This window comes from Streptomyces sp. P6-2-1, from assembly GCF_050613165.1.
In the GTDB taxonomy this organism is placed as follows: domain Bacteria; phylum Actinomycetota; class Actinomycetes; order Streptomycetales; family Streptomycetaceae; genus Streptomyces.
In genome coordinates, this window is sequence record NZ_CP192513.1 from 6538224 (window position 1) to 6556720 (window position 18497).

The window sequence follows — 18497 nt, forward strand, 5'->3', positions numbered from 1 at the left end:
TGCCCTCATGCTTCCCCACGGAAGGTGTTGCGGTACGCGCGCGGTGACACGCCCAGTGCCTCCCGGAAGTGCTGACGCATCGCTGTGCCGGTACCGAAGCCGACTTCAGCCGCAATCCGGTCCACAGGCTCGTCCGTACGTTCCAGCAGCCGGCGGGCGTACTGGAGGCGCTGCTGAGCAAGCCACTGCATCGGCGACATCCCCGTCTCCTGTCGGAATTTTCGTGTCAGTGTCCGCACACTCGTCGCCGCGCGGCACGCCAAATCTTCCAGAGTGAGGCCCTCGCCGAGGTGTTCCAGGGCCCAGAAGCGGGTGGCAGTGGTAGAGGTGTCGCAGGATTCGGGGACGGGGTGGTCGATGTACTGGGCCTGACCGCCTTCGCGGTGTGGAGGAACCACTGTGCCGCGGGCGACGCTGTTGGCGACATCCGCACCGTAGTCACTGCGGATCATGTGCAGGCACAGATCGATTCCCGCTGCCACGCCCGCCGACGTGAGTACACCATTGTCATCGGTGTACAGCACATCGGGGTCCACATCAATCTCCGGGTAGAGAGCGGCCAGTTCGGAACAGGATTTCCAATGCGTTGTCGCCCGTCGGCCCGCGAGCAGGCCCGCTGCCGCCAGCACGAATGACCCCGTGCAAATGGAAGCCAGACGTGCTGTCGGGGAAATCTCCGACAGCGCCGCCCGCACAACCGGGCTCAACCGGTCACGCTGCTGCGGACGGTAGTCCTCCATCGCGGCGGGAACGACCACCGTGTCCGCATCACGCAGCGCCCGCGGTCCCAACGGCACGTTGATGGTGAAGTCGGCGTCCGTGCGGACCTCGCCTGGTTCCACGGCACACGTTACGACCGAGTAGAGCGGCTGGCCGGTGGCGTCCTTTGCGGTTCCGAACAAGCGGTGCACGATCCCCAGCTCCATCGGCAGAAGACCCGAACGCACCAGAACCGCAACCCTGTGCACAGATTCATTACGCACCGTCATGGCCCGATTCTTTCACTGCCTGACCAGATGGCCAGTGGTTTCATACGCCCTATCGCTGAAGGATGAAGATATGGATGACACGACTGGCCAGCAGACGAAGGGGCCCGGGCATCGCGCCTGGTGGGTGGCCGCCGTCGCCGGAGTAGCGATCGTCGTCGCGGGCGCCTTCTCCACCATGCCGGGCATTCTGCAGGACCCCCTACGCGAAGAGTTCCACTGGTCCCGCAGCTCCATCAGCCTGGCGGCCTCAGTCAATATGGTGCTCTACGGTCTCACAGCCCCCTACGCAGCTGCCCTGATGGACCGGTTCGGCATCCGCCGGGTCGTCGTCACGGCACTTGCGACCGTCGCCGCCGGGGCCGTCCTCACCACGACGATGAGCGCCGCATGGCAATTCACGCTCTTCTGGGGTTTCCTCGTCGGTCTGGGCACCGGATCGCTCTCGATGACCCTCGGCACTACCGTCACCAACCGCTGGTTCACCGCCCGCCGCGGCCTGGTAACCGGCATCCTGTCCTCCGGCAGCGTCCTGGGACAGATGGTCTTCCTGCCCGGACTGTCCTGGATCATCGATCACTACGACTGGCGGCCCGCCCTCGTCACCCTCGCCCTCGCCGCAATAGCGGTCACCCCACTGGTCTATCTCGTCCTGCGCGATCACCCTGCCGACATCGGGCGATGCCCCTACGGCAGCGACACCTTCACTCCCCGCCCCGCCCCCGTTCCCGGCGCCGCCCGTCGCACAGTGACCGTGCTGTGCAGCGCCGCACGAACCGTTCCCTTCTGGCTGCTCGCCGCTGCATTCGCCATCTGCGGAGCATCCACCAACGGCATCATGTGGACCCATTTCGCCCCCGCCGCCCACGACCACGGCATGCCCGTCACCACGGCCTCAACGCTGCTGGCCTTCATCGGTATCTTCAACGTGGCCGGTACCGTCCTCTCCGGCTGGCTTACCGATCGTCAGGACGCCCGTCGGCTTCTCGCAGCCTACTTCCTGCTGCGCGGCCTCCTCATGATCAGTCTGCCGCTCATCATGACGGCCACCGTCAGCCCACCCATGATGCTCTTCGTTGTCCTCTTCGGCCTGCTCGACCTGGCGACCGTGCCGCCGGTCATCGCCCTGTGCAGGACCTTCTATGGCGAAGACAGCGCCATCGTGTTCGGTTGGACCAACGCGGCACACCAAATTGGCGCCGCGTCGGCCTCCTTCCTCGGCGGCGTGGCTCGTGACACGTTCGGCAGCTATACCCCCGTTTGGCTCACCCTCGGCGCCGCCTGCGCTGCCGCTGCCCTGCTGTCCCTCAGTATCCGTATCCACTCCACGCCCCCGGCCGGTGGCGAGAAGACGTACTCCTCGCCAGCCCGGGGGCCGGAACAACAGTTGTAGGCGCACGGCCGAATTGACACCGACTGGGCACGTCGTACTCCATCCCCGCAGAAGCCCAGCTCCGCCAGGGTCACAAGACCGGCGGCCAGGCGGACCAAGAGGTGGTCGTGACGGCTGATCCGCACCAGCACGTTTGCCGGGCGATTCCGCGACCTGGGCGCCGAAGGGTTTGCCCCCGCCGACCTCACCACGTCGCCGAGCGCCTGGCCGCGATGCGCGACCGCCTCCCCGACGCCGAGATGCAACTCGACCGGCGTGGCGCCCAGCAGCTGACCCGCCTGCACGGCGAGGCCACCCAGTACTCCGAGACCGCAGCGAAGAGCCAGCAGACCGTGAAGGCGGGCCAGGCGGAACAGGCCCGTCGCGTCCGCACCGCCGCCCGCTTCCCCGAACTGCACGAGACGGACACGAAGGCGCGCCCGGCGAGATCAACCCTGAACACGTCACCGACCGCATGAAGTCCCTTCCCTTCGACCTCCTGCGCCACGAGCTCCTCACCATCAACACCCCGCGGCCGACTCCACGCTCAAAGAGAGCGTCGACACCCTCTTCCCCCCTCCTCCAGGCCGCCCACGGCGAAGCCGAGCGCTGAGAGCGCGGCGGACCGCCCCGCTAGGGCGTACGGGGATGGGGTGGGACGCGCACGGCGTCCCACCCCATCCCCGTACGTGCCAGCCCGTCAGGCCGGTGCGGGATCCACGCGCGTCCGGGTGCGGCCCGCCCGGCGCAGCGCCAGGGCGTCCAGCAGCCGTCGCCGCTCCCCCGGGTCGGCGGCGACCTGTGCGCCGGTCAGCGCGAGGGCCTTCGCCCCGTCGAGCACCGCTGCGTCTGCCTGCGGGCTCGTGCCGTATGCGGCGAAGGCGGCCGTGTGCGGCTCGGCCCCGTCGGTGGCGTATCCGATGGTCGGGTGGATCGAGGGCAGTGCCTGCGAGACGTTGCCCATGTCCGTGGAGGCCATCGTGCTGCCACTCAGGTCCTGGGGGACGCGCCCGAGCGCACGCGCGGCCCGCTCGTACGCGGAGCTGAGCGCGTCGTCCTGACGCATGTCCGCGAACTCTTGCCCGTGCGGGACGAGTTCGAGCGTCGCGCCGGTCGCGAGCGCCCCCGCCTCGAAGCACGCACGCACCCGCTCACGCACCACCGCGAGCTGCTCGGCGTCCGGGGCGCGCATCTCGCAGCGGCCGCGCGCGAGCGCCGGGATGATGTTGACGGCCGTCCCCGCCTCGTGGAGCACGGTGTGCACGAGCGAGCCAGGCGGGAGTTGCTGGCGCAGCAGGCCGAGCGCGGTGTGCGCGACGGTGAACGCGTCAAGCGCGTTGACGCCCTGCCAGGGCGCGAGCGCCGCGTGCGAGGGGCTGCCGCGGAAGACGACATCCCAGGAGCCGACCGCGAGCGAGGTAGCCCGCACGGTGTCGCGCGGGCTCGCGTGCACCATCATCGCGGCGGCCGTCGCGTCGAAGACGCCCGCGTCGAGCAGGAGCACCTTGCCGCCGGTGTCCTCCTCGGCCGGGGTGCCGATCACCTCCACCGTCAGGTCCAGCGCGTCCGCGACGGCGGCGAGCCCGAGCGCCGCGCCGACCGAGGCCGCGCCGTTCACGTTGTGCCCGCACGCGTGGCCAAGCCCGGGGAGCGCGTCGTACTCGGCGCACAGCGCGAGGTGCAGCTCCCCCGTGCCGTACCGCGCGACGAACGCCGTCTCCATGCCCCCCACGCCCCGCTCCACGGCGAAACCGGCCTCCGCGAGCAGCGCCGTGATCTTCGCGGCCGAGCGATGCTCGGCGAGCGCCGTCTCCGGCTCCGCGTACAGGCTGTGGCTCAGCTCGCGCAGGCGCAGGCCCCAGGCATCCACCCCCGCGAGCGCCGCGCCCCGCCAGCCCTCGTCCTCACGCGTCCGCGTCGCTTCGTCGTGATTCATCGTCATCGCTCCGTATCTCGTACTGCCGCTCGCGGCACCCCCGTTCGGCAGGGGTGCGAGGGCAGGTAAGCCTCGCGCCCCGCTGTCGTTCAGACCCGGGCGGGCACCGCCGTCGCGGCTCGCTCCCGGAAGGCGGCGGGCAGCAGCGCCGCGAGCGCCCCGAGGAGCGCCACCACGGCGCACACCCCCCACGCCCAGGTGAATCCGGCAAGCGCCGGGTGGCCGCCCCGGCCCGGATGGGCCGCGAAGAGCGCCCCGACCACGGCCGCGCCGATCGCCGCCCCCAGGGACAGTGACAGTTCGTTGACCCCCACCGACACCGCCGTCTCCTCGCCCGGGACCGCCTCGGCGGCCAGCGAGCGGGTGACCGCCTCGAAGACACCCGTCGCGCAGCCCACCACGAGCGCGCCGACGAGATACTGCCCGAGCGAGTCGTGGAAGAGGACCATCAGCAGGAAGCCGAGCGCCGCGCCGACGCCCCCGCTCAGGAGCATCGCGCGGTCACCGACGAGGCGCGCCAGGTACGGCGTCGCCGTCGAGGCGGCACAGCCCGCAGCAACCATGCCGAGCGAGACGAGCGAGATCGCCTGGGAGCCGAGCCCCGGCCCGTACCCCGCCTCGTGCGCGTCGGTGCCGAGGAAGACGGCGTTGGCGCCGAGGAAGCCGATCGCACCGAAGGCGAGACAGAAGGTGTGCGCGTTGACGACGGCGAGACGCGGGTCGCTGAGCAGACGCACCTGCACGAGCGGGTGCGTCGCGCGCCGCTCCACGAGGATCCAGCACGCGAGCAGGACGATCCCCGCGAGCCCGCAGCCAAGGCTGCGCACAGAGACTGCCGAGGAGCTCGGCGAAGAGCCCGCACAGGATCTCCTCCCGCGGGTTGCGCGGAGCACGGCTCTCCGCGGTGGCGTCGGCGGTGCCGATATCGGGCACCGGCAGCGCCCGGCGGTCGATCTTGCCGTTGCCGGTCAGGGGCAGCGCGTCGAGGGTGACATAGACCGACGGGACCATGTAATCGGGCAGTTCGGCGGCGAGGTGGGCCCGCAGGGAAGCGGGCGTCGGGTGGCCGCCCTCCTCCGCCACGAGGTGCGCCACCAGCCGCTTGTCGCCGGGGCGCGGCTCGCGCACCGTGACGACGGCCTGGGCGACCTCGGGGTGACGGCCCAGCACGGCCTCGATCTCGCCCAGTTCGATGCGGAATCCGCGGATCTTGACCTGCTCGTCGGCGCGCCCGAGGTACTCGAGGGTGCCGTCCGGCGTCCACCGTACGAGGTCGCCGGTGCGGTACATGCGGGTGCCCGCCGGACCGTGCGGGTCGGCGACGAAACGCTCCGCGGTGAGGCCCGGTCGTCGCCAGTAGCCGCGGGCGAGTCCCGCCCCCGCGAGGTACAACTCACCAGCGACGCCCCGGGCGACGGGGCGCAGAGCTGTGTCGAGGACGAGCAGCCGCGTGTTGTCCAGCGGCGTGCCGATGGGCACCGGTCCGGAGGGCAGGGGCTGGCCGGGTGGGATGTGGTAGTCGGTGCAGTTGACGGTTGCCTCGGTGGGTCCGTAGGCGTTGATCACTGTTGTGTGGGGGTGTGTGGTGCGCCAGGTGGTGAGTGCTTCTCCGAGTAGTGCTTCGCCGCCGGTGATGAGGGTTCCGGTGGGGGAGACGTTGTCGGGGAGGGCTTCGAGTATGCCCAGGTGGGAGGGGGTGACTTTCATGAAGGTGGGTTGGCCGGTGGTGGCGGCGTGTTCGTCGAGTTCGGTGAGGACGACGCGTCCGCCGCTGACCAGGGGGGTGTAGAGCGCGGTGACGGTGAGGTCGAAGGCCACCGACGAGTGCAGCAGGGCGGTGCCGGAGGCGTCGGGGTAGACCTCGCGGGCTCGTTCGAGGTAGGCGCCTACCGAGGCGTGTTCGACGATGACGCCTTTGGGGCGGCCGGTGGAGCCGGAGGTGTAGATGACGTAGACCGGGTCGTGGGGGTGGACGTTGACACTCTCGAAGGGTGTTTCGGTGTCCTGGTGCAGCATGGCCGTGTCGTCGATGACGAGGGCGGGGGAGGCGTCGGAGAGGATGTACGTGACGCGTTCGGCGGGGTATTCGGGATCGACGGGAACGTAGGCGGCGCCGGTCTTGGTGACGGCGAGGAGGGCGACGACGAGTTCGACCGAGCGCGGCAGTTTCACCGCGACGAACGAGCCCCGGTCCACGCCTTGTCCGTGCAGCCAACCGGCGACCCGTCCCGACCAGGCGTCCAGCTCCCGGTAGGTCAGTGTCCGGTCACCGCATTCCACGGCCACCGCGTCCGGTGTCCGTTCCGCCTGCTCGGCGACGAGCTGGGGCAAGGACGCCCCCCCCCGCAGACTGCGCGTTGATCCCTGCCAGCCCGACAGCACCCGGTCCCGCTCGGCCTCCTCCAGCACCTCCACCTCGGAAACCCGGAGATCCGGGTTCTGGGCCAGGGCGGTCAGCACGCGGACGAAACGCTCGGTGATGGACTGTGCGGTCTCCCGGTCGAAGAGGTCGGTCCGGCCCCGTCCGCCCGGGCCCCCGAATCGGCGGACGGCGCCGGACACCCGGCGAAGGTCAGCCGTTGATGACGGGCCAGACCTCGGCGAGGCTCTGTGCGTCCGTCGCGTGGGTCTCGAACGTGACGATGCGGATGCCGTCCGCGCGGCGCGCCAAGGCGAAATGGACGGCAGTCCGCTCGATCTCCGAGCCGTCGCCCCGACGCCGGGACCAGAGCGAGTCGACGGCCGCGCCGTCCTTGTTGAAGATCACGGTGCGACGGTCCAGCACGACGCTGTCGGCGTACCCGGCGGCGTGCAGCCGCGTCGTCATGGCGGTGAAGGCGCGGACGACGTCCTCGTCCGTCTCCGCCAGGGTGACCGGACCGAGGTCGTTGCCGACCCAGAGGGGCGACCCCCAGAAGTCGGAGATGAAGGACGGGTCGCTCCCGCCTCCCACCGCCTCGATGAAGGCCGGCATGTACTCATCGCTGAACCAGCTCATGAACTCCTTGTAAGCGTCGTCGAGGCCGGCGCCGGCGCGGTTCTCGGACATGGTGCGTTCCCTTCTTCTCCGAACGGGCTCGAATCGCCGTCTTGACGATCGGTCCTGCCGCTCAGCATGACATATGCGTTCGGGAAACGCTTACGTCGCCACGTCCTGCTTCGCTTCGGGGTCCGGCGAACGGGGGTGGCGGAACGGGCGGGCCCGGGCCCTGGCGCCGACGCGAGCTGGACCCGGGCGCGGTCTGCCGCTGCGCGTCGGGCGCGCTGGGTCGGACCTCCTGCGCGGCCGAGAACGATGGGTACCGCCGTGGGTGCTGCCGGACAGGCGGCCGGATGAACGAGCCCCGCCGTGCCGCACGGCGCGTCCGGAGTCGCTGGGGCCTGACGCCGACCGCGTATCGCACACGGGTCCGCTGATCGCGGTCCGTCGACGGGGCCGCTCCAGGGGCCGGCTGCCGCACTGGACCGACTCTGGCACGGTCCGACAGAAGTGAGTATGCTTTGTATATGTCTTTGTTGGGTGCGGCACGGTACGGGGTCGATCAGGCGCCGGGAGCCCTCTCGGTGGTGCAAGAGCTCCTGAACACGACCTCCAAGGGCAAGCCACGTCTGCCCGACCTGTTGAGCGAGGGAGCCCTCGCCTCCGAGTGGCTGCGGGAGGTCAGGGAGGCGGCGACGGGCGAAGAGCCTTCCCCGTCGTCGTCCGCCCCCCTGACCGAGTCCGATCTTCGGCGGCTGCTCGCTCTCCGGGAAGCCGTCGTCGCGTCCGTCACGGGTTCCCCGGCTTCGGGCATCCGGGCCGACGTCAAGCTGTCCATGAGCGCGGAGGGTCGGGTGGGCGTGGTCCACCCCGAGCGGCCTGTCACGTGGATCGTCTCGACCGTCATGGTGGAAGCCCTTCTCGCTCAGCGCTCCGGCGACTGGCGTCGGTTGAAGATCTGCGCCAACCCGGACTGTGACCTCAGCTTCTTCGACCGTTCCCGGAACAGGAGCGGCGTGTGGCACGACGTCCACGTGTGCGGCAACGCGATCAACCTGCGGGCGTCACGCTCGCGACGTCGCGCCGAGACCTCGCCGACTCAGGAAGGAAAGCGAAACCGTGCGCCCGGGTGACGAGACCGGCCCGGGCTCGCGGCTCGCCGAGGAGGTGCCCGATGCGGGCACGGTCCTTTACGGGGTGGGCCACCTCCCCGGCGCGGTCGAGGCCGATCGGCGCCTCGACCTCGACCGGCAGGGCGAGCGGGACCGCGTGGACGCCGAAGGCTTCGCGGAGGTCAGGGACGCGTGCGGCGTCCGTCGCGACCGCACGGTCGCCATCGACGGCGAGAAGAGCGACTGGCGGGCCGCAGACGTGTGCCGGGTGTTCACCCTCTTCGGTCACCCCGACATGCGCCTCTTCGCCGGGGGCCGCGACGCAGGGGCGGGTGAAGGGCGGGCGGTGGGCGAAGGGCGGGCGGTGGCCACGAGCGCAAGCGCGCCGCAGACGTCCTCCGGATACCCGTCGTCGCTCCGTCGCTTGGTGGAGGCGGGGACGAGCCAGGTCGGCGGCGCAAAGGACGTACTCAGGGAGCCGGTCTTCTGTCGCCCTCCAGGAGCAGTGTCATCGCGGCGTCGGCGAAGTCCTCGGCAAGGGGCGTCCCGGCCGTTCCGCGGGCGAGAGTCAGCGCTCCGACCATCGTGATGAGTGCTTGCAGACGCGCTCGGTACGCCGCGGGATCGTCGGGGTGGTCCTGATACTGCTTGAGGGCGTCCAGGGTCTCGGACACACCGTGGACGTAGGCGTCCCGCATCCCGCTACCGGCACCGGCACGAGTGGAATCAGTGGCAAGAGCGGTGCTCGCGCACCCTCCGCCCAGGTCCTCGCGCTGCTCTGCCGACAGGTAGCTCTCGATGAAGCCGGTCCACGCGTCCGACGGAGCCGATGACGCCTCTGAGGCCGATTTCATCACCTCAAGCAGCTCCGAGAACGACCGCTCGGCGGCGAGATCCATGAGTTCGTCCTTGGACGAGAAGTGCTTGTAGAAGCCGCCATGCGTGAGTCCCACTTCACTCATGATCTTCTGCACGCTGATAGCTGCCTGCCCGTGCTCACGCAACAAGCGCGACGCGGCGTCGATGATTTGCCGCCGGTGCCTGTCGGACTCGGCTCGCGATGATTTGGCCATGCGTTCCTCGCTTCCGTCCTTCCACTTGGATTGTAATCGTCATCCAACTTGCGAATGCCTCGGAGCCCGCTTATATTATTGACATCATCTAAGTAAGGACGACGCCATGTCGACATACCTCATCACCCACCTCCGTATTCCGGGCGGAATCCCCAATGAGCAGGGGTTGTCCTACCTCGAACAGGTGGAGGACACGCTCGCCCCGTTCGGTGGGGCCTACCTGGCCCAGGGCGCCCCGGCCGCGATCAAGGAGGGCGCCTGGGAGGGGTCCGTCGTCCTGATCGAGTTCCCCGACCGCGAGGCCGCCGAGGGGTGGTACGCATCCGAGGCCTATCAGCGCATCCTGCCGCTGCGCACCGGCAGCTCGATCGCGGACACCGTCATCGTCGACCAGCTGCCCGAGGACTTCACGGTGAAGGGATTCGTCGCCTCGATCCGGGCCAAGATCGCGGCTTCTGCGTAGCACCGGGCAATGTCCGCTCGGCGGGTTCTTGGCTGTTTTCTTCGTGGTCGGTTCTGCGTTCCACGGCGAAGGGAGGAGCGCTGAGGGCGGCCACGGCCCCCGTCTGTGCTTCTTTTCTTCCGGCGGCAGTTCGAAGCGAAAACCAGTAAGACGCTTTGTGGCCTGACCGCGTTCAACGCTATGGCGCTTGTATCCGCCACCGTGTCTCAGAACGCGTTTGAGATCCGACCACCCCGGATTGTGCCGACGTGTTTCGCTGTATTCGCTTTCGGCAGATGCCTCGGCAGGCCACCGGTCACCGGTCAGCTGAAGCCAAGTTCGGTGAAGGCGCAACCCCCGCGTTCGGCATAGGGCAATGCCTGCCGGGATACGAGCCTCGGGGCCTGCCGGAAGTACTGATGAAAGCCCGAGGACCGGAACTTCAAGTCGAACGCGTGGCCTTCGATGTGCCAGAGCGGGCAGTGCGCAAAGTCCGGGCGGGCATCGTCCGGCACCAGCCGGTGCACTCCGTCAACCTCCAGGTCCACGGCAAGACCCGTGAAGTCGAGGTCGCCCTCAAGGTCGAAGACGTCATCGAAGACGAGTGTCGCCGGAGAGACCCAGAACGAGAAGTGTGTGGCGGGCGGGACCGGGTGGACCCAGCGGACGATGTAGTCGAGATCAAGAAGAAGACGCGGCAGGATGTCGTGGGCCGGCTGGACGGACAAGCCGTGGATGGTGGCGTCATGCCACCCCATGTCTTCGAAATCTGGGTCGCTCCAGGTGCTCTTGGAGAGACCTGACTCCTCGTGTCTACCGTCGCCCATGTCCGAATCCAACCAGACATGTGGACGCAAGCACTCACAGGCCAGGCTTGGGCGAGAGGGGGCGGGGTCCTGACGTGAGGCCGGCCGGTGCGCGTGGGTCGACGGACCCTGACGCCGACCATCGCCCAGCGGATCATGGTCCCGGACCGGGCCGGACTGGTTTCCCGGTCACGGGCCGCGCGCCGGTGGGAGGTGATCCATGAGAGCGTGCGCTCCACCGCTCACCGCCCACCGCTTCCGCTGTACCTGGAAGCCGCGCTGACACGGGGCCTTGCGCACACCCGCTGGCTCGTGGCCGAGGACAGCTGGTCCACTCGACAAGGCGTCCGGCGAAGCCTTGGTCGGCCCGGATCTTCTGCACGCCCGGGTGGTCCGGGCGGGTCCACGGCGACGAACGCCTCGCTCCGTCGCGGTCTTGGATATTCGCTGCGACCACTTGGGCCGCCGGAGGCGAGCCGAGGGTGTCCGTGCCGATGAACCGCTTGCGGCCCTTCACTCTCTTCCCGTCGTCGAATCCGCTGGCTGTCACCGGTACTTTGCCGGCCGACCGAATCGGCTGTGCGTCGATCAGGCCCGCGCTCGGCTCGGTGTCGCGCCCGCTCGCGCCCGACGCCATCGCGCACTCTGTCTCGCAGGCGTCGTGGACGCGCTCGACGGGTCCGTCGCCCTGCCACGAGGTGAATACCGGTGCACCGTCGGCCAGGTGGAAAGTCCTTCGGCAGCCGCCGCCAGGCGCACCCAGTCCGCATCACGCAGAAGATCGCGTCCACGATCCGCCGCCGCAGACGCTTCTCTCGCCGCCCGCCCTTCGGCCCCGCCCTCGCCGCTGGCAGTAGCGGCGCTCAACACCCACTGCGCACCCGTCGGATCGGGCGGACACCCGCCCTCGGAGCCCCACTCACCCACGGCTCAACGGCCGCTCCACCCGCGGGATACGGCAGATCTCGAACGCGGTCCCAGGTGTGGTGACGCAGGAAGACCGCGTCGCGAGTCAAGCCGTCAGGCCTCCGTCGCATTCGTGACAATCGCCAGTCCGTGGACAGGGCGACTCACCCGTCCGCGCGGTGGCCCGCGAGGAGGACGGCGTCGACCTGCCCTGCTGGGCCTGTACGACCTCGGCCGGTGGCCCGCGCTCCACGACCGACGCGCTCGCCACCAACCGGTGCGACCGGAAGGAAGGGACGGCCGCCGGAGTCGCCGCTTCATGCCCGAGTGGCCAGGGGCTCGCCGCGTCCGAAGGGGCCTGCCGACGGCGGGTTCCGCGTTCCTCGCGGGAGACCCACGGGTTTCGTGCCGTACGCGGCCGTCGCGCGTGGGTGGCGGGCGCGCCTACGGACGGTCGTCCCGCGCCGGGTCGAGCAGGTTGAGCGCCTCCGTGGCCGCGCGTCGCAGGACATCATCCGCGAGGACGGGGTCGGCCAGCGCCCGGGATATCTGGACGGCGCCGGTCATCATGGCGAACGCGGTGAGCACGGTGGGTCTGGCGGTCGTGGGGTCCGTGGGGGACAGCCGCGCTCCGAGCGCGTCCATGAGCGCGGTGAGGCCGTCGGTGTACGACTGCTTGGTGTCCGTGGAGCAGCGGCCGATCTCGTCGAGCAGCGCTGCCGAGGGGCAGCCGTGCGCGCGGTCGTCCCGCTGCTTCGTGGACAGGTAGTAGCGCACGAACTCCTCGATCCCGCTCCGCCCGGGCGGGAGGGTGCCGACCGCCTGCTGCTGGCTGTCGAGCTGGGCGGTGACGGTGTGGGCCACCAGGTCGTCCTTCGAGGAGAAGTGCTTGTAGAACGCGCCGTTGGTCAGGCCCGCGTCCGTCATGATCGCGGCGATGCCGGTGCCGTCGATGCCGCTCTCCTTGAACAGCCGGCCGGCCGACTCGAGAATCCGCTGCCTGGTCGCGTCCTTGTGCTCCCTGGTGTGCCGCACGGTGGCCTCCTTCGTGGACCTGTGAACAGTCGCCTGCTTGCCGTCGCCAGTCTATTGGATTACAGTCATAATCTAAATAGGCGCGTCACCGTCTCTCCGTCGAGTACCAGGTGGCGCCCCGTGTCCCTGGGCGGCCCGATCCTCGCGGCGCCCTGTAAGGAGAACGGCAATGACCACGTACACCACCGTCAAGACGCAGGCCGTCGAGGCCGCGAACGGTGTCACCTACGCCTACCGCAGTATCGGGAACGAGGCGGACGGCCGGCCTTTGGTGCTGTTGCAGCACTTCCGCGGCAACCTGGACAACTGGGACCCCGCACTGGTGGACGAGCTGGCGCGAGGCCGGCGGGTCATCACCTTCGACAACCGGGGTGTCGGCGCGACCAGCGGCAGCACTCCGCACACCGTTGCCGCGATGGCCGAGGACGCCGTCGAGTTCATCACGGCGCTCGGGCTGACGCAGGTCGATCTGCTGGGCTTCTCCCTCGGCAGCTTCGTCGCCCAGGAGATCGCCCTGATCCGCCCCGAGCTGGTCAACCGGGTCGTCCTGGCCGCCTCGGCCCCGCAGGGCGCGGCAGGGATGCACGGCTGGGCGCCTGACGTCATCAAGGCCGTCGGTGGTGAGATCCCCTCCGCCGAGGACTACCTGAGTGTCTTCTTCACTTCGGCCGAAGCCGGAGCGCCGGTCGCCGGGCGGGTCTTCACGAGCCGTACCGAGGGCCACGACGCCCCGACGACGTGGGCGACCCGACTGGCGCAGTACGACGCCGTCACCCAGTGGGGCATCCCCCACCACGCTCAGCTGCAACGTCTGGAGGGCATCACTCAGCCGGTGTTCGTCGCCAACGGAGACAGCGATCCGATGATCCTGCCCCGCTACTCGCACCTGCTCGCCGGCCTGCTGCCCGACGTCGAGATCAAGATCTACCCCGAGTCGGCGCACGGTTTCCTCTTCCAGTACTACGAGGAGTTCGCCGCCGACGTCGCCGCCTTCCTGGACAAGTGAGCGCGCTTCCCGGAGAGGTGATCGCGGCACCCCCACGTGCCGCCGCCGACGTGGAGCTTGCAGGAGGTCTTGGCAGGGGCTCCCGTCGGCCGGTCGCCTCTGCCGAGACCGGATCACCCGGCGAGCCTCCCGCCGCAGCAGCGATCGGGCGCCGTCGGTATCGAGGGCATTCACCTTCACGGCCTCAAGGCGCTGTCCGACTCGGGTGCGGCGACGTCCGCACATCGAACGCCGTCCCGTGAACATCACCGGGACGCCCACCGCCGCGGCCCTGCTCGCGCAGGAAGTCCTCGTAGCGGTCGGTGTCCCTTCTGTCGGTCGGCGCCCTCCTGCCGGTCGGGGCAACCCTTTGCTGCCGCCGCCGGGCCTCCGCCGCCGACGCCACGACCGACCGCACCGGTCGCGAGGCCGTTCCCCCCGGATGCCATCCGCCCGAAAACCGGACCGCACACGGCCCCGGGTGGCAGGGGCGTCCCGCGCCGAGGGACCTCGGTCCCCGATCCGGCGCGGTGAAGAGCCCCCTGAGCAAGTTTCGAGACGTCCGGAAGCCCGGACGGAACGGATGACACCAACAAGCAGGAGAGTTTTCATGTCCGAGAGCATCGCGGGGATCGAGATCCCCGACAGCGACCTGATCCGCGCCGCGACCGAGGTGACTCGGCAGGCGGCCGACGATCCCGTGGCCGGGGACACGCTGTTCCACCACTCCCGGCGCGTGTTCCTGTGGGGGATGCTGAAGTCCAGGGCGCGGGGAATCAATGTCGACCCCGAACTCGCCTACGTCGGGGGCATGTTCCACGACCTGGGCCTGACCCGGACGTACCGCACCACCACGCAGCGCTTCGAGATCGACGGCGCGGACGCCGCCGCGGCCTTCCTGCGCGCGCACGGTCGCACGGAGGCCGAGGTCCGCGACGTGTGGCTCGCCATCGCCCTCCACACCACCCCCGAGATACCGGGGCGCCTGGCGCCGGAGACCGGTGTGGTGACCCTCGGGGTCGAGACGGATGTACTCGGCCTCGACCTGGACCAGATCAGCGACGCCGACAAGCGGGCCGTACTGCTGGCCCACCCGCGCCCCGACTTCAAGCGCCGGATACTCCACGCCTTCCACGAGGGAATGGCCGATCGCCCCCACACCACCTTCGGCACCATGAACGACGACGTCCTGGCCTACTTCGACCCGTCCTTCAGGCGCGAGAACTTCGTTGACATCATCCAGCGCAACGCCTGGCCCGAATAGGACCACCGCGTCCCCGGCAGCAGCCCGGGGCCGTACACCTCCACCGCGCCTCCGGGCGCCCCACCTGCCGAACACCGGAGCGCCCGGCACCGGACGCTCCGGTCCGGCGGTGACCACCTCCACCGTGACCAGGGGAGGCAAGATGTCTTCAGGGCACGGAGGGCTTCCGGAAGGCCGTGCACGGCCTTGCGCCCTGGCGGGCGAGGCGTCCCGGGAGGAGAGGACCGCGCCGGCGGCGAACTGCCGGGGCCCCTGGAACCGATCGGTGGGGAGAGGGTCAACGACCTGACGATGGCGTCCTGTTGGGACCGGACGCCGCCCCGCACGCGGGGTGCCTTCCCCGCAGGGGACCCTGTGCGGGCGGCCCTCCAGCGAAACCACGCAGCCCCCGCTGCTCGACCTCGGAGGCTGCCCTGCGCGCACCATCGCGGAGACGCTCGCCTCCGCCCTCACCACGCGTCTGCCCGGGAGCATCCTCGGCCCCCGCACCCGCGAGATCCCCGCGCCGGGCGAAGACCACATCGCCGCCCCCTGAGCCGGCCGACCGGCGGCATCCCGCAGATGCGGACCGGCCGGGCGGCATTCCCGGGGGCATCCCCCACCTCTCACCGAGGCGCCCCCTCACGCTCACCCCGCCGACACCGTCACCTCCGCCGGCCTCGACGCCGTCGCGCTCGGACCACCCGCGGGCTCGCCCGGCGTGCGTCCGACCCGTCGTGCCGCTCACGGACACGGCACGTCACCTGGAGCCGGGGTGTTGCCCTGGCTGAAGCTCTCGGGTGCGGGCGCGCCGGTGGCCTTGACGCAAGGCCGGCAATTCAGCAGGACCGTGAGGGCGCGGTGCCCGGCGTGCGGGGCAGCGGCCTCCCGGGACGACGGCGCCCCCCCCGGAAGGGGGGGGCGGTCCCGGTTCCAGTGAGGGTCGCCGGACATCCCGACAGCCATCGACCGCACCGCCGTGCCGCTGCCGGCCGCGGTGGTGCCGAGCGGGACGGCCGAGACCGTGGACCCGGCGCCCGCGGTACGGCCGGCGCCCGCGGTACGTCCGGCGCCTGGGGTGTGCCCGGTGTCTTCGGTGCGACGGGGGTGACTTCGACGGCCCGTCGGGAGGTGGGACGCGCGTCGAGGAGGGACGGTCCCTCAGGAAGTGGGATGCGCGTCGAGGAGACTGTCGCGGACGGCTGTCAGGATCTCGTCGGAGAGGTCGTCGTGAGCGGTCGCGCGCGCCAGGACGATGGCCCCGACCATGCCGGCCAGATCGGCAAGCGCGCGCTGTCGGCCCTTGCCGGCTTCCCCGCCGTCCGTGGCGCGGTCCTCCAGGCTCTCCACCATGCGGCGGACACCGCCGAGGTACGCCTCCTTGAGGTCGGACGTGCCCTGCTCCACGTGTGCGGCGTCGAAGGCGAGAGCCGCCACCGCGCAGCCGGTGCCGGGATTGTCGCGGTGGAACTCCGAGACGTAGCCTTCCAGATACGCCCGGTAGGTCTCTTCGCGCCGGGACTCGCCGTCGGCGCCCGACCCGGAGCCGTGGCTGTCCATGATCGCCTGGTATTCCTCCTCGCGCTGGGCGAACGCGAGGGCGGTGGCACGGGCGACCAGGTCGTCCTTCGAAGCGAAGTGCCGGTAGAAACCACCGTGGGTCAGCCCGGCCGCCGCCATCACCTCGGGAACGCTGACCTTGTCGACGCCGACCTCGCGGATTCTGGCAGCCGTGACCTCAAGGATGCGCCGGTAGTTCAGTTCGGTCTGTGCTTTGGAAACCCGCGGCATTACCGATCACCTCCGTTCAGACGTACCGGCTGGGTGCGGTGTGACCGATCCGCCGGACCGGCCCTAGATTACAGCAATCATCTATATGGCTGAGCGGGTGCGGGTGCGGGTGCGGGTGAGGTGAGGTGGTGGAACGCGCAGCGGGTGCTCCGGGGCGCGTGTCTCACGCGCCCCGGAGCACCCGGTCCGGGCGGCGGGACGCTGCCGCCCCGCCCGTTGTCGCCCGGACCTGTTCAGCGTCGCCCTTCACCTCGAAGCGCGGCTTGCGGCCTGTTCACTCGTTCAGGAACTGGATGGCGTGCTTCAGGAACCGCTCCGGGTACTGGAAGTGCGCGCCGTGGCCGGAGTCCGGGTAGAGGATCACCTGCGAGTCCGGGATGTTCTGGCCCAGGTGGAACGAGTTGACCGTGGCGATCATGATGTCCCTGTTCCCGTTGACGACGAGGGTCGGGATCGTGATGGCCTTCAGGTGCTCGAAGGGCCCACCCTCCGCCGGAGGCTCCATGTAGGCCAGGTACGCCTCCCACTGGGCCTCCGCCACCTCGGGCGAGCTGAGCGGGTCGACGTCGACGGTGCGCTGGTGGCGGCGCTTCCAGAAGTCGCGCCCGGCCTTCTTCGCCGCTTCGGACCGGCCGAAGAAGAGGAACACGAAGTCGTCCTCGTCGTGCACCGGCTTCGTGGCCACCGGCACCATCTCGGGGTCGATCGTCGTGTCGCCGCTGCGCGGGCCCGTGCCCAGCAGGAGCAGCTTGCGGACGAGCTGAGGGTGGCGCAGCACCACTTCCTGTGCCTGGAAGCCCCCGATCGAGAAGCCCAGCAGGTCCACCACGGGGAGGTCGAGCGCCTTGATGACGGCGGCGATGTCGTCCGCCATGTCCTCGAAGCGGCGCCGCGGGGTGCCCGAAGAACCGCCTACGCCGCGGCCGTTGAAGAGGATCACCTCGCGCCCTTCGGCGAGGCCGTCCGTCATCAGCGGGTCCCAGTGGTCCAGGCCGCCGCGGAAGTGCTGGACGAAGAACAGTGGCGTCCCGCCCTTGTTGCCCCAGCGCCGGTAGGCGTAGCTGACGCCGTCGACCTCCACGTACTGGGTCGGCGCGGTGACATGCGACAAAGACATGACGTTTCCTCTCGGATGTGGATCTTGGCGGGACGGCTCCCGATCGGCTTCGGTGGCCGAGCGTGTCCCTGGGGCTACTGGCGACCGGCGACCGGCGACTGGCGACTGGCGACCGCCTCCGCGATTAATGATGATGACCATCATCTATAAAGTCAAGCGAGGGCGTCCGGTCGACGGAGCGTGCGCTTCTCCGTGGAATGGTCACTCAGGGTGATTGACATGGGTGGTCCCGGCGGCAGCCGTGGCGGCGGGAAACGATCTTTCCGGGCGAGAGAGAAGTCATCGTGAGGAGCGCTCGGTCGACGTTGATCGGGGAATCCCGCACGGGGGAGCCCCACCCGGTCGTCGGCCTCGTGAGGGATGTCCGAGGGCACAGCGACGTGTCGCCCCCCGAGCGAGGCGACGCGAAGTCCCCCGAGCACGTGGCTCTCACTACCCGCGCCCCTGATGGTCGCGCTCACGGTCAGCTCGCCCGGCGGCGGAGGGGGAGATGTGTCCAGCCGTGGTCGCACGGGCGACGACGACGGCGAGATCTCGTCCGTCATGGTGCCGCGACCGGGCCTGGGGAGGCTGGTTTCCCCCGGAGAGGTCGCCGCACTCCACGAAGCGAGCGTTCTGTCGCGCGACGCCGACATACTCGACGTGGCCCGGAGGTCTCGTCAGGCGCGAGGGGACTTCGGCGGTCGCGGGCAAGCGGTCGAGACGCCTCCTGC

General features: G+C 69.9%; 17 protein-coding genes and 2 pseudogenes. 7 read left to right on the forward strand and 12 right to left on the reverse strand.

What is annotated here, in order from left to right; genetic code table 11:
* Positions 1-5: 5 nt before the first annotated feature.
* Complete coding sequence (locus ACQYWQ_RS27585; RefSeq protein ID WP_431038374.1) at positions 6-989, reverse strand: GlxA family transcriptional regulator; 984 nt, start codon at positions 987-989, stop codon at positions 6-8.
* A gap of 70 nt (positions 990-1059) precedes the next feature.
* Here ACQYWQ_RS27585 and ACQYWQ_RS27590 point away from each other — a divergent pair, with 70 nt between their 5' ends.
* Together ACQYWQ_RS27590 and ACQYWQ_RS27595 are read left to right on the forward strand one after the other, a co-directional pair.
* Positions 1060-2379: an MFS transporter gene (locus ACQYWQ_RS27590; protein ID WP_431038376.1), complete on the forward strand. Its 1320-nt coding sequence runs from the start codon at positions 1060-1062 to the stop codon at positions 2377-2379.
* Between the two features lie 212 nt (positions 2380-2591).
* A complete protein-coding gene (locus ACQYWQ_RS27595; RefSeq protein WP_431038378.1) occupies positions 2592-2837 on the forward strand; it encodes a hypothetical protein in 246 nt (81 codons plus the stop codon).
* Positions 2838-3058: 221 nt separating this feature from the next.
* On the opposite strand, the gene ACQYWQ_RS27600 is transcribed toward ACQYWQ_RS27595, so the two are convergent.
* From ACQYWQ_RS27600 to ACQYWQ_RS27615, 4 genes and pseudogenes are all read right to left on the reverse strand, one after another.
* The gene (locus ACQYWQ_RS27600) at positions 3059-4294 is read right to left on the reverse strand and encodes a M20 family metallopeptidase (RefSeq protein WP_431038380.1); all 1236 of its coding nucleotides are present in this window, start codon (positions 4292-4294) and stop codon (positions 3059-3061) included.
* Positions 4295-4383: 89 nt separating this feature from the next.
* Positions 4384-5187 (reverse strand): MFS transporter, encoded by an 804-nt coding sequence (locus tag ACQYWQ_RS27605; RefSeq protein ID WP_431038381.1) that lies wholly within the window; start codon positions 5185-5187, stop codon positions 4384-4386.
* A gap of 73 nt (positions 5188-5260) precedes the next feature.
* Positions 5261-6856 (reverse strand): annotated as a pseudogene (locus ACQYWQ_RS27610) (non-ribosomal peptide synthetase); the annotation flags it as partial.
* A 10-nt stretch (positions 6857-6866) separates the two neighbouring features.
* Positions 6867-7343 (reverse strand): DUF6841 family protein, encoded by a 477-nt coding sequence (locus ACQYWQ_RS27615; RefSeq protein ID WP_431038382.1) that lies wholly within the window; start codon positions 7341-7343, stop codon positions 6867-6869.
* Between the two features lie 515 nt (positions 7344-7858).
* Here ACQYWQ_RS27615 and ACQYWQ_RS27620 point away from each other — a divergent pair.
* Entirely contained in the window at positions 7859-8407 is a 549-nt protein-coding gene (locus tag ACQYWQ_RS27620) for a CGNR zinc finger domain-containing protein (protein ID WP_431038383.1), read from the forward strand.
* 449 nt (positions 8408-8856) lie between these two features.
* Here ACQYWQ_RS27620 and ACQYWQ_RS27625 read toward each other — a convergent pair whose 3' ends face one another.
* Positions 8857-9459 carry a TetR/AcrR family transcriptional regulator gene (locus tag ACQYWQ_RS27625; protein ID WP_431038385.1) on the reverse strand — a complete coding sequence of 201 codons (603 nt, stop codon included), beginning with the start codon at positions 9457-9459 and terminating at the stop codon, positions 8857-8859.
* Positions 9460-9565: 106 nt separating this feature from the next.
* Between ACQYWQ_RS27625 and ACQYWQ_RS27630 the strand changes: the two genes are divergently transcribed.
* Positions 9566-9922 (forward strand): DUF1330 domain-containing protein, encoded by a 357-nt coding sequence (locus ACQYWQ_RS27630; protein ID WP_431038387.1) that lies wholly within the window; start codon positions 9566-9568, stop codon positions 9920-9922.
* 302 nt (positions 9923-10224) lie between these two features.
* Here ACQYWQ_RS27630 and ACQYWQ_RS27635 read toward each other — a convergent pair whose 3' ends face one another.
* The 4 genes and pseudogenes from ACQYWQ_RS27635 to ACQYWQ_RS27650 form a co-directional block, all read right to left on the reverse strand.
* Positions 10225-10728: a hypothetical protein gene (locus tag ACQYWQ_RS27635; protein ID WP_431038388.1), complete on the reverse strand. Its 504-nt coding sequence runs from the start codon at positions 10726-10728 to the stop codon at positions 10225-10227.
* Between the two features lie 133 nt (positions 10729-10861).
* Complete coding sequence (locus ACQYWQ_RS27640; protein ID WP_431038389.1) at positions 10862-11344, reverse strand: transposase; 483 nt, start codon at positions 11342-11344, stop codon at positions 10862-10864.
* Positions 11345-11426: 82 nt separating this feature from the next.
* Positions 11427-11561, reverse strand: a pseudogene (locus ACQYWQ_RS27645) (transposase); the annotation flags it as partial.
* A 496-nt stretch (positions 11562-12057) separates the two neighbouring features.
* Positions 12058-12648: a TetR/AcrR family transcriptional regulator gene (locus ACQYWQ_RS27650; protein WP_431038391.1), complete on the reverse strand. Its 591-nt coding sequence runs from the start codon at positions 12646-12648 to the stop codon at positions 12058-12060.
* A 169-nt stretch (positions 12649-12817) separates the two neighbouring features.
* Between ACQYWQ_RS27650 and ACQYWQ_RS27655 the strand changes: the two genes are divergently transcribed.
* The 3 genes from ACQYWQ_RS27655 (at position 12818) to ACQYWQ_RS27665 (ending at position 15432) form a co-directional block, all read left to right on the forward strand.
* Positions 12818-13654: an alpha/beta fold hydrolase gene (locus tag ACQYWQ_RS27655; RefSeq protein ID WP_431038392.1), complete on the forward strand. Its 837-nt coding sequence runs from the start codon at positions 12818-12820 to the stop codon at positions 13652-13654.
* Positions 13655-14243: 589 nt separating this feature from the next.
* On the forward strand, positions 14244-14897 hold the full coding sequence (locus tag ACQYWQ_RS27660; protein WP_431038394.1) for an HD domain-containing protein: 654 nt from the start codon (positions 14244-14246) through the stop codon (positions 14895-14897).
* Between the two features lie 331 nt (positions 14898-15228).
* Positions 15229-15432, forward strand: a complete 204-nt coding sequence (locus ACQYWQ_RS27665) for a hypothetical protein (RefSeq protein ID WP_431038396.1) — start codon at positions 15229-15231, stop codon at positions 15430-15432.
* A gap of 605 nt (positions 15433-16037) precedes the next feature.
* On the opposite strand, the gene ACQYWQ_RS27670 is transcribed toward ACQYWQ_RS27665, so the two are convergent.
* Positions 16038-16667, reverse strand: coding sequence for a TetR/AcrR family transcriptional regulator (locus ACQYWQ_RS27670; protein ID WP_431038398.1), 630 nt, complete (start codon positions 16665-16667; stop codon positions 16038-16040).
* A 274-nt stretch (positions 16668-16941) separates the two neighbouring features.
* Positions 16942-17784: an alpha/beta fold hydrolase gene (locus ACQYWQ_RS27675; protein WP_431038400.1), complete on the reverse strand. Its 843-nt coding sequence runs from the start codon at positions 17782-17784 to the stop codon at positions 16942-16944.
* Positions 17785-18497: the final 713 nt, after the last annotated feature.